Annotated in this window: 11 protein-coding genes and 1 riboswitch; of the genes, 1 reads left to right on the forward strand and 10 read right to left on the reverse strand. The window is 55.5% G+C overall.

Annotation, left to right across the window (positions count from 1 at the left end; genetic code table 11):
* Positions 1-499: 499 nt before the first annotated feature.
* The 10 genes from glyA to ychF all read right to left on the reverse strand — a co-directional run bounded on the left by glyA (position 500) and on the right by ychF (position 11010).
* Entirely contained in the window at positions 500-1747 is a 1248-nt protein-coding gene (glyA, locus tag ACFO9Q_RS13905) for a serine hydroxymethyltransferase (protein ID WP_379182983.1), read from the reverse strand.
* A gap of 42 nt (positions 1748-1789) precedes the next feature.
* Positions 1790-2371, reverse strand: coding sequence for a TIGR01440 family protein (locus ACFO9Q_RS13910; protein ID WP_379182985.1), 582 nt, complete (start codon positions 2369-2371; stop codon positions 1790-1792).
* Between the two features lies 1 nt (position 2372).
* The gene (rpiB, locus tag ACFO9Q_RS13915) at positions 2373-2819 is read right to left on the reverse strand and encodes a ribose 5-phosphate isomerase B (RefSeq protein WP_379182987.1); all 447 of its coding nucleotides are present in this window, start codon (positions 2817-2819) and stop codon (positions 2373-2375) included.
* A 99-nt stretch (positions 2820-2918) separates the two neighbouring features.
* A riboswitch (ZMP/ZTP riboswitch) is annotated at positions 2919-2999 on the reverse strand.
* 68 nt (positions 3000-3067) lie between these two features.
* A complete protein-coding gene (locus tag ACFO9Q_RS13920; protein WP_379182989.1) occupies positions 3068-3646 on the reverse strand; it encodes a low molecular weight protein arginine phosphatase in 579 nt (192 codons plus the stop codon).
* A gap of 52 nt (positions 3647-3698) precedes the next feature.
* Positions 3699-4259, reverse strand: a complete 561-nt coding sequence (locus ACFO9Q_RS13925) for a manganese efflux pump MntP family protein (RefSeq protein ID WP_379182991.1) — start codon at positions 4257-4259, stop codon at positions 3699-3701.
* Between the two features lie 235 nt (positions 4260-4494).
* Complete coding sequence (locus ACFO9Q_RS13930; protein WP_379182993.1) at positions 4495-5634, reverse strand: L-threonylcarbamoyladenylate synthase; 1140 nt, start codon at positions 5632-5634, stop codon at positions 4495-4497.
* 54 nt (positions 5635-5688) lie between these two features.
* Positions 5689-6480 (reverse strand): stage II sporulation protein R, encoded by a 792-nt coding sequence (gene spoIIR, locus ACFO9Q_RS13935; protein ID WP_379182995.1) that lies wholly within the window; start codon positions 6478-6480, stop codon positions 5689-5691.
* Positions 6481-7508: 1028 nt separating this feature from the next.
* Positions 7509-8582 (reverse strand): N5-glutamine methyltransferase family protein, encoded by a 1074-nt coding sequence (locus ACFO9Q_RS13940; RefSeq protein WP_379182997.1) that lies wholly within the window; start codon positions 8580-8582, stop codon positions 7509-7511.
* Between the two features lie 87 nt (positions 8583-8669).
* The gene (gene prfA, locus ACFO9Q_RS13945; RefSeq protein WP_379182999.1) at positions 8670-9740 is read right to left on the reverse strand and encodes a peptide chain release factor 1; all 1071 of its coding nucleotides are present in this window, start codon (positions 9738-9740) and stop codon (positions 8670-8672) included.
* A gap of 169 nt (positions 9741-9909) precedes the next feature.
* A complete protein-coding gene (ychF, locus tag ACFO9Q_RS13950) occupies positions 9910-11010 on the reverse strand; it encodes a redox-regulated ATPase YchF (RefSeq protein WP_379183001.1) in 1101 nt (366 codons plus the stop codon).
* Between the two features lie 315 nt (positions 11011-11325).
* Here ychF and ACFO9Q_RS13955 point away from each other — a divergent pair, with 315 nt between their 5' ends.
* Positions 11326-11469, forward strand: a complete 144-nt coding sequence (locus ACFO9Q_RS13955; RefSeq protein WP_379183003.1) for a hypothetical protein — start codon at positions 11326-11328, stop codon at positions 11467-11469.
* Positions 11470-11485: the final 16 nt, after the last annotated feature.

Consider the following 11485-nt stretch of genomic DNA (forward strand, 5'->3'; position numbering starts at 1 on the left):
CGTTTAATCACTTAATTATTTTATTACTTTAATGCTGTACAGCGGTTATTCAGTTAACGAAATGTAATTTTCAGAATATTAGAATACGTCTGTCATATTTAGTAAAATAATAACACGCATTATCAACTAAATAATTAATTGCTGCCTGTTGTTGTCGTAAAGATTATAGGCTGTAATATCCGAACATTCATCACGCAAAGGTGAACATTTGTTAAAACGCCAATTAGAATATTCTCGTTCGCCACTGTGGAAAGATGGTCATAACTTGAATTAACTTACATTTCTATCCACGTGCGTGTTACTGATATTCTCCTTCATCCCATTGATCTTGATGTGGGTTCACCTATACTTTGCTATAAAACAGGCAAATATATACTATAAAATCAAATACCCACAACCTAAAAAATAGAACCACTATCAAAAAAAAAAGACCCATCGGTAGTGTAGCACCGAATGGGTCCCCCATGAAAGCTGAACATCTTGGCAATTGACGATAATCTTAGTAAGTCAGACCAGGATAGAGCGGGTACTTCGCCGTCAAGTCACGAACCATTCCGCGAGCCTTGGACAGCACTTGCTCATCCTTCGGATTGCGAAGAACCATAGCAATGACTTCAGCAATAACCTTCATAGCGGCTTCATCCATCCCGCGGGATGTCGCGGCTGGCGTACCGATCCGGATACCGCTCGTGACGAATGGCGAGGTCGGGTCGAATGGTATAGCATTCTTGTTCACGGTAATGCCGACTTCATCAAGGACATGCTCCGCATCCTTGCCTGTAATGTTCAGGTTGCGCGTATCCACGAGCATCAGGTGGTTGTCTGTACCGCCGGACACGATGTTAATGCCTTGGGCTAGCAAGGACTCGGACAGCACCTTCGCATTGTTCACGACATTCTGAGCATACGTCTTGAAGGACGGCTGCAGCGCTTCGCCGAAGGCAACGGCCTTAGCCGCGATAATGTGCATGAGAGGACCGCCTTGCGAGCCTGGGAAGACGGCCTTGTCAATCGCTTGCGCCCATGGCTGACGGCACATGATCATCCCGCCGCGAGGACCGCGAAGCGTCTTATGTGTCGTTGTCGTGACGAAGTGAGCATAAGGCACCGGGCTCGGGTGAAGGCCTGCGGCAACAAGGCCCGCAATATGAGCCATATCGACGAAGAACAGCGCGCCTACATCCTGAGCAATCTGGCCGAGCTTCTCGAAGTCGATAATACGCGGGTACGCGCTGGCACCGGCAACGATCATACGAGGGCGGTGTTTGAAGGCAGCCTTGCGTACTTCTTCATAATCAATAGTGAACGTATCTTCGCTAACGCCGTAAGCGACGAAGTTGTAGAGCAAGCCGGATGCATTAACCGGGCTGCCGTGCGTCAAGTGTCCGCCATGCGCAAGGTTCATGCCAAGAACCGTGTCGCCAGGCTTAAGCGCCGCCAGATAGACCGCCATGTTCGCCTGCGCACCGGAGTGAGGCTGAACGTTGACATGGTCTGCGCCGAATAGCTCCTTCGCACGCTTGCGGGCAATGTCCTCAGCGATATCCACGTGCTCACAACCGCCGTAGTAGCGCTTGCCCGGATAGCCTTCAGCGTACTTGTTCGTTAGGATTGATCCTGCTGCTTCAAGCACTGCATCGCTGACAATATTCTCAGAGGCGATCAGCTCGATGTTGTCGCGCTGGCGCTGCAGCTCCAGACCAAGTGCTTGCAGCAGTTCGGGATCTTGCTTACGTAGATGTTCCATAATTAATGAATCCTCCTAGTATGAATATATAATAGTAATTCCTTACTCACAGGTTGATGCGGATCCTGACTCCTCCACTGGAAGCTGGTAGACCGCTCTTGCTCCGCCGATCAGCTTAGGCCGGGTCACGGCCATCGTCACATGGGCATGCCCAATCGTACGAATGGTAGGCCGCACCGGAACAGCTACCTTGCGGAGATGCATGCCGATGAACGTATCGCCAATATCTATACCGGCATGAGCCTGAACAGATTCGACTAAGCACGCCTGATCAAGATGACGGTAGGCATAGGCGGCCATCGAGCCGCCAGCCTTCGGTACAGGCACAGCAGCTACCTCCTCGAGACCGTAACGCTCAAGAGCGCTTCTCTCGAGCACGAGAGCCCGGTTCAGATGCTCGCAGCATTGGTAGACTGGGAAGAAATCAATGTCCTGCCTCACGGCCTCCACTCCCGCGAAGATGGCGGATGCCGTCTCGAGTGTGCCGGAAGTGCCGATATGCTGGCCAATCACTTCACTGGTGCTGGTACCGATGACGAGCAGTTGTCCTGCGGTCAGACGGCCAGCAGCAGCAAGCTCTCTAACAACGGTCTCTACCTGTGCGGCAATTCCGTTAGGGCTCATGTTACACCCCTGCTTCGAGCTTCATCACTTTGTTAATTCGTCCCAGATGACGTTCTCCGCCGGAGAACGGGGTATCCAGCCATACGCGGATAATCTCCTGGGCTACGCCTGGGCCAATGACGCGTTCCCCCATGGCGAGTACATTCGTGTCATTATGCTCGCGGGTCGCCTTCGCCGAGAACAGGTCATGGACAAGCGCACAGCGAATGCCATTCACCTTGTTCGCAGCGATCGACATGCCGATGCCCGTCCCGCAGATGAGGATGCCGCGCTCTGCTTCCCCGCTGACCACTTGGTCACAGACCGGCAGAGCATAATCCGGATAATCGACCGATTGGTCGCAGCTGCAGCCCACATCCTTCACCGTATGTCCGAGTGATTCCAGGAAGGGAACAATCTCGTCCTTCAACCGGTAGCCGGCGTGATCGGCTCCTATTACGATTTTCATTAGGAATAGACCTCCTTAAGGGTTGTTGCTTATGGTCTTATTATACCTAAGATTGTCGAAAAGACGAAAAAAAGAGCAAGACATGCTCTTCAGCATGCTGCTCTCTGCCCAGGCGACCGGCCGTATGATCCGATGCTCCACCGTGGTTACCCACTTCCGTCGCCAGTTACATCGGAAACCGTCTTATTGTCTTCTCATCATAGCGGAATTGCAGGTGAAAATCAATCGGTCTGTATCACCATAATGTGTCACTTCTGCTCCAGCTTGTCCAGCAAGGCGTTCAGGCTCTCTTCGATCTCATCTGCGCAGCTGATATACATGTCCATACTGCCGCCGAACGGATCGCCAATATCGAAGCTCGGAATTCGACGCTCCAGCTGCAGCAGTCGCATTCTCTCTTCCGAGGTCAACTGCTGCCCCAGCACCTGCTTCATATGCATATCGGTATACAAGCCTTCCAGCTCCGTAATGTCGCTTAGTATGGAATCATCGGTGTTCACATATTCCTTGAGAGTATGCGCCTTATCCACCGCCTCAGGGAACCATTGCAGCAGCGTACGCTTATGCCCCGAGGTCATCGTAAGGATGAGGTCCGCCCAAGTGACAGCCTCCCCGCTGATCGCTCTTGATGAGGCTTGATGCAGGGCCGAGCGCTGTCTGAGAACGGCTGCTGCATGAGAGGATACCGGAAGCCCGTCTACTGTAGATACTCCTGCTGAGCGTACTTCCACGTTCATGCCCCGGCTCTTCGCCAGCTTCCTCAGCATAGCTTCCGCCATAGGCGATCGGCAAGTGTTGCCGGTACATACGAATAGGACGCGTGTCATGATGTGCGAACTCCTCTCTGCCCAGTGAACCAGACTATGGTTATGGAATGGGTTATAGAATGAATAGAATGCCGAACGTTAACAGAATCGTGCCGCCAAGCGCCTCGCCATATTCGCCCAGGTTGCCGCTCACCTCTCGGCCGATCAGCAAGCCGATGATGGACATCAGGCCGCCAAGCAGACCGAACAATAGGATCGTCAGCCATACATCCGCGGCGAACATGCCAAGCGTGACACCAACCGAGAAGGAGTCGATGCTGACACTCAGCGCGAATAGGATGGAGCCCCATAGCGTACGGTGATCGAAGGACTGCACCTCTTCCCCGCGAAGAGAGCTGTAGATCATATGTCCACCTAGCAGAATAAGCAGAACCCCCGCTGCCGTCGTCGCCACATGGCCCAGCAGCCCGCTCACATACTGACCCGTCACTATGCCGAGAAGCGGCATTAGAATATGGAACAGGGCGATGATGGTGCTTAGCTTGATTATATCACGTAATCGAATTCCCTTCAGACCAATTCCAATCCCCAGAGACAAGGCATCCATACCGAGCGCGACGGCCATAATTAGCAAGGTTAGGAACTGTCCTGTCTGTATATTCGCTTCAATCACTCATCATACCCCCATATCCGCCTTAAGCTCACTACCTGAGCATATGCGGACGAGCAGGATAAAATGACCAAGCTGTAGGATGGCGGGGTGGGAGCTGGGGGGCTCTGGAAGTGCCGGCTGCGCGTGTGGCGCGTTGGGGTGCGGGCAGCGCGGGTAGCGCGGGCGGCCGGCTCCATATGGTGCATTTATGCACCTCGTTGACCGCGAATATCTACTGCTTCGCGCTGCGAGGACTCTACACCAACTGCACCCGGTTGCCTGCTGCCTTCAGCATGCGGTTCATGAGCGCCATTCCGATGCCCTCCGGCTCGCAGCCTTCGGCCCAGATCATCTGAATGCCCTGCTTGTCGAATTCTCTTAAGGCATCATATAGAAGATGCGCCGCTTCTTCCAGACGCTCCAGACTTCCAGCTTCTATAATGAGGTCAGCCTCGTACCCAGCAGCGTGTTCGTTGAAGGCCAGGATACCGGTTTTGTATCCGGATGCTTGGGCTTGGGCTGCTTTGGAACGAATATATAGAACGGTCTGTTCCGGACTCCCTAGCACAACCTCCATCATTCCTTGCGGAGCGTAATGGGTGTACTTCATGCCCGGGGATCGAGGAGCTTCGGCCGCCGCACCTGTTGCCGTCGCACCCGCTGCTGCTGCATGCTGCTGCACCTCCTGCGGGTGAATCTCACTTCCGTGGGAATCATCGAGCAGCACATGCTGCGCAATCATCGCCAGCTGCTCCGAGGTAACGCCGCCCGGCCGCAGAATGCGAACCGTCCTCTCATCCACCAGCTCAATGACAGTCGACTCCACCCCAACTCCCGTCGCTCCTCCATCTACGACCCCATGCAGCCGTCCCCGCAAGTCATCCAGCACATGCTCAGCCTTCGTCGGGCTGGGCCGTCCTGAGAGATTGGCGCTAGGAGCAGCAACCGGACAGCCCGCCAGCTCTAGCAGCTGCAGCGCGACGGGATGATCGGGGATACGAACAGCAACCGTCGATAACCCAGCTGTGACGAGCGGCGAGACCGATCCTTCACGCATAGGCAGCACCATCGTAAGAGGTCCAGGCCAGAACGCTGCCATGAGACGGGAAGCGAGGCCGCTGTAAGGAAGCACCAGCTCATCGAGCTGGCTGGTCCGACCAATATGAACGATGAGAGGATTGTCCGAAGGCCTCCCCTTCGCCTCGAATATACCTTGAACCGCCTGCGTACTGCGAGCATCGGCCCCAAGTCCGTATACCGTCTCCGTTGGAAAAGCAACCAGCTTCCCCTCACGAAGCATAACCGCCGCTTCATGAAGGCTTGCTGATTGCTGAATGTCTCCCTCTTGGGAGGAGGAGCTATTAATGTGCCATAGTTGTGTGGTTATGGATTGCATGATTGATCGATCATCCTCGAATGCCATAGTTTATTCCACAGTATACCACATCTATTAGAACAGGGACTTAATGAAGTTGAGCAGCCCTTGAATCATCTCCCACAGGAAGAACTTTGGCTCCGGCGCCACTCCTTCGCTGCCAGCTGGCTCTGCCTTGCTCACTTCTGTCTTGGCAGGGCTGCTAGCTGGAGCAGCACTTGCTGCAGCTTCGTCGCTGGACGCAGACGCTGCAGAGGCTTCACCCGATATCGCATCAATGAAGCACAGCGGCGGGAACAGCACGCACCACCAGTTCTGGCCTTCGCCTGCCCCTAGTGTGATGCGCAGCGCTTCATAGTTGCCGGCAGGGTACACTTTCGAACCGTACATCTTCGTTGGAAAAGGAACCACGCCCAGCTCAGCATGAGCGTTATAAGAGAAGCCGCGGCTGTTCAGCTGTTCGCGGACGATATTTTCAATCTCAGGCATATGAGTGCGTAAAGTGTTGCGAGCTTCCTCAATCGTCTGGGGACCCGTCACCCAGCTGTTCATGGCTTGGACAACAGCGTCACGAACGTGGCGCTTCACCGCTTGATCAACCGCGGAATCCGAGTTGGCTAGAATGCGAAGACGGATGGCATCAGCAGGAATAGATGCGCTGACCACAGCGGCATCAGTCTTCTGCGCTTCCCAGCTCATCACGAGCAGCAGCAGCAGGAACACCAGGTAGCCATAGGACTTGCGGTATGGGAATCTGGATGGCTTGCGGTAGAACGGTTGGTAGGAAGAGCTATAGTTAAGGGAAGAGCTAGCAGCGACATTAAGGGAAGACTCACCATAAGGGATGGAAGAATAAGTGCGGTTCATACACAAGCTCCTCTCGCGAGCACCCGTCAGTGCTGCAGCTTGCGTTCCGGAACGTCTATGTCCCTAGTATGACCGCGAGGAGGAATATCTAAACCTAGCAGCTCTATCAAACTATTGAAAATAGTTTGGGAGGGTGAGGAGGGGGGTATTGGGGGAGGTCTTGGGGAGATGGACAGAGTTGGAGAGGTGCATGCATTACGCGTCTGCAGGGATAAACTAGATAACCCGCTCGCTGAACTGAGCAGGAGCATTCCGCCTCTGCAGGTCCAAACTAGCCAATCTGCTGGACTGCTGAGACGCATTCCGCATCTGCAGGTCCAAACTAACTTCGTTAGGCGCTATAGCATCACATTGTGATGCTGCAGGCGCTCGAGGTAACTCGTTGAGGGCTATAGCATCACATTGTGATGCTGCACGCGCTCTAGGTGACTCGTTGGGCGTTATAGCATCGCACTGTGATGCTGCACGCGATCGAGGTGACTCGTTAGGAGCTATAGCATCGCATTGTGATGCTGCACGCGCTCGAGGTAACTCGTTGAGGGCTATAGCATCACATTGTGATGCTGCAGGCGCTTGAGGTGACTCGTTAGGCGCTATAGCATCGCATTGTGATGCTGCAGGCGCTTGAGGTGACTCGTTGGGCGCTATAGCATCGCATTGTGATGCTGCACGCGCTCGGGGTAACTCTTTGAGGGCTATAGCATCACATTGTGATGCTGCAGGCGCTCGAGGTAACTCGTTGAGGGCTATAGCATCACATTGTGATGCTGCAGGCGCTTGAGGTGACTCGTTGGGCGCTATAGCATCGCATTGTGATGCTGCAGGTGCTCGAGGTGACTCGTTGGGCGCTATAGCATCACATTGTGATGCTGCACGCGCTTGAGGTGGCTAGTTGTTTGGCATCGTGGGCAGCTACAAACTCGCGGTGGGTGAGCGGGAGCCCGAGGCGCTGAAGTCAAACACACAGCAGCATGTGCCTGCCGAGGGAGCGCTCAAGCCGCGGCGCTCACCACGGTACACGCAGCGAGCTACGCGTTGCTGCGTACAGCCAGGACATGCCGCTCGATGCCGGCATAGTCCTGGATGACTCGGACCTCGTCCCAGTGTCCGAGTCCCTGCAGCAGAGCTGCCACTTCCCGGGCTTGGCCCATGCCAAGCTCGAAGCCAACAATGCGCGGCAGCTGAGCGAGCTCAGGCAGCTGCGCAGCCATTCGGCGGTACGGGTCCAGCCCGTCCGCTCCGCCGTCCAGCGCGAGACGCGGCTCGAAGTCGCGGACTTCGCGCTGCAGCCCTGGCAAGTCATCCGCCGGAATATACGGCGGATTGGAGACCAGCACGTCGACGGCGAGGCCCGCCGCACTCCAGCCGCCGTCGCCGGTGTTAACACCTGAATCGCGCCGCCGCAGGAACGGCGCGAGCAGGTCGCCCTGCACGAACTGTATCCGGTCCGCCGCCCCATGGCGGACCGCATTCGTGCGGGCGACAGCCAGCGCGTCCGGCGACAGGTCGGACGCGCACAGGCGCCAGCCCGGACGCTGCGCCGCAAGCGTCACGGCGATGGCGCCGCTGCCCGTGCCGACATCCAGCACCGTAGGCACAGCTTCAACGGCAGGCTGCCCGAGTACTCCGGCAGCCCCTCCAGCCTCCGCCCCCGCAGCACCTTCAGCTCCTGCCCGCGCAGCCCCTCCACCTTCCGTCCCCGCAGCACCTTCAGCTCCACCCGCGCTTCCCGGCCACAGCCTGTCCGCCGCCTCCATCACTGCCTCGACGAGCAGCTCCGTCTCCGGCCGCGGGATCAACACCGCGGGCGCCACCGTGAACGGCCGCCCGTAGAACCACCCCTCGCCGATAATGTACTGAATCGGCTCGCCAGCTGCCTTGCGCGCCACAAGCGCGCGCCACTCCGCCAGCCGATCCTCTGGCACCCTCTCCCCGCCATCGCGCAGCAGCACCGCGCGGTCAATGCCGAGCAGATGCATCAGCAGCAGCTCACTGTTCGAGCGCGGCTCTTCCACGCCCTGCCCCGCCAACAACGAAGAAGCCTGCAAGCAGGCTTCTCTAAGTGTCAATGGCGGCTGGAAGGAATCTTCTATTCCAATCAAGCCACTCACCTCTATTCTTTTACTCTTTATGCACTAGCCTTTTTTATCACCACTACTCACTCACGATCGACCGTTCTTATCCGTCCGTTACACAGACTCCCGATCCATTATATCCGCTTGTTCCGCGATCGTGAGCGAGGAGATAATCTCTTCCATATCCCCGTTCATGACGGAATCCAGCTTGTGCAGCGTCAGGCCGATCCGATGATCCGTCACGCGGCTCTGCGGGTAGTTGTACGTCCGAATCCGCTCACTGCGGTCACCCGTACCTACCTTACTCTTGCGCTCGCCCGCATACTTCGCTTCCTCTTCCTGGCGGCGAATATCCGAGATCCGTGCGCGCAGTACTTGAAGAGCCTTCGCCTTGTTCTCATTCTGCGACTTGCCATCTTGGCACGTAGCCATGATGCCCGTAGGCACGTGAAGCACACGAACCGCCGACTTCGTCGTATTAACGGACTGCCCGCCCGCGCCGCTGGAGCAGAACGTATCGATCCGGATATCCTTATCCAGAATCTCGACTTCCACATCTTCGACCTCAGGCATAACCGCTACCGTCGAAGTGGAGGTATGAATCCGTCCGCCCGACTCCGTCGCTGGAATCCGCTGCACGCGATGCGCACCGCTCTCGAACTTCAGCTTGCTGTAGGCACCCTTGCCATTAATCATGAAGATAACTTCCTTGAACCCGCCCAGATCGCTCTCGCTCACGTCCATCAGCTCCACACGCCAGCCCTTGCTGTCCGCATAGCGCGTGTACATCCGGTACAGGTCCGATGCGAACAGCGCCGCCTCGTCTCCGCCAGCCGCTCCGCGAATCTCCACGATGACGTTCTTGTCGTCATTCGGGTCCTTCGGCAGCAGCAGAATGTGAATCTTCTCTTCGAGCTCCGACTTGCGCTGCGACAGCTCCTCGATCTCCATCTTCACCATCTCGCGCATCTCGTCATCGAGCTTCTCACCCTGCATGACCTTCGCTTCTTCCAATCCTTCAACCACTTGCTTATATTCCGTATAGGCTTCATATGATTCCTGTAAGTCGGACTGCTCCTTGGAGTAATCGCGCAATTTCTTAGGATCGCTCGATACATCCGGATCACACAGCAGCTCACTCAGCTTATCATAACGATCGGCCAACGCTTGTAAACGATCCAACACTGTCATTCACCTCTAATTTTTCGCATAATGATAACCTTTATTATAACATAGATGCTGGTTTTTTTCGACAGGTCACCTGCACTGCCACATATTGCACTTCCACTTCCATACGATGTCGAAAAAGGCCCGAGCAAGCCGCATGCCTGCCTCGAGCCTTCCTTATTCTATGCTATACGTTGAAGCGGAAGTGCATGACGTCGCCGTCCTGCACGAGATATTCCTTGCCTTCGAGGCGAAGCTGACCGCGCTCGCGGGCTGCATTCATCGTTCCGGCATTGACCAGATCCTCATACGACACCACTTCCGCACGAATGAAGCCGCGCTCGAAGTCGGTATGAATGACTCCTGCTGCGCCCGGAGCCTTCGTTCCCTTGCGAATCGTCCAAGCGCGAACCTCTTGCACGCCAGCCGTGAAGTAGGTGTATAGGCCAAGCAGCTTGTAAGCGGCCTTAATCAGTCTGTTCAGACCAGATTCCGTGAGCCCCAGCTCCTCAAGGAACATCTCCTTGTCTTCACCTTCTAGCTCGGCAATCTCCGCTTCTACGCGCGCGCTGATCGGCACAACCTCTGCCGCTTCGCCAGCTGCGAACTCACGAACCTGCTGCACATACGGATTATTATCCGTATCATTCACTTCCGCCTCGCTCACGTTCGCCGCATACAGCACCGGCTTCATCGTCAGCAGGTGAAGATCGCGCACAAGTCCCTTCTCGTCTTCCGACAGCTCGAGGCTGCGCGCCGGCTGGTCGTTGTAGAGAGCTTCCTTAATACGCTCAAGCACTTCAAGCTCCTGAGCGACCTTCTTGTCCCCGCCCTTCAGATTCTTCTTGTTGCGCTCGATCTTGCGGTCTACGGAATCAATATCAGCCAGTATAAGTTCGAGGTTAATCGTCTGAATGTCGCTCAGCGGATCGACCTTGCCGGACACATGCGTAATATTCTCATCTTGAAAACACCGCACAACATGCACGATCGCATCCACTTCGCGAATATGTGCGAGGAACTTATTGCCCAGACCCTCGCCCTTGCTCGCGCCTGCAACAAGACCTGCAATATCAACGAATTCGAATGCCGTCGGCACGGTCTTCTGTGGTGACACCAGCTCGGTCAGCTTGTCTAGACGCTCATCCGGTACCTCAACGACGCCCACGTTCGGGTCGATCGTACAGAACGGATAGTTCGCAGACTCCGCGCCTGCTTGCGTTATTGCATTAAATAAAGTGGACTTGCCGACGTTCGGCAGTCCAACGATTCCAGCCTTCAAAGCCATGGATCAAGACACCCCTATTTCCTCCGAAGTAACAATACTCACGTCATTATACCCTAGGTCCCCCAACAAAGAAAGCATCAGGAGCTTGCACGAGCCACTCTAATCTTACGATGATGATGCTGTCTTCTTCGCGGCGGCAGGTAACCTCTGGGTTGCGCATGGGAGAGGCGGGGCCGGAGATAATAAGTCAGGGAGAGCGAGCAAGGTCTGCGGCAGTACCGTGACTAACAACAAGAGCTGGGTAGATGGAATCGATTAGAAGGATAGGTTGGTTAGCGCTGGTGCAGCAATATGAAGCGGCGGAGGTGCATGACGTTGGAGAACAAGAGCCACAAGGGCAACTACAAGGGCACGACGCATATGCATGCGAAGAACCAGGACATGGCGTTCGTGAACGACACGCTCGAGGATACGAAGTCGGTGAGTAACTTCACGGGCAACAAGAAGAAGACGGACTAATTCGAACCTCCCATCA

It is taken from the genome of Paenibacillus sp. GCM10023252, from assembly GCF_042653305.1.
Classification (GTDB): domain Bacteria; phylum Bacillota; class Bacilli; order Paenibacillales; family Paenibacillaceae; genus Pristimantibacillus.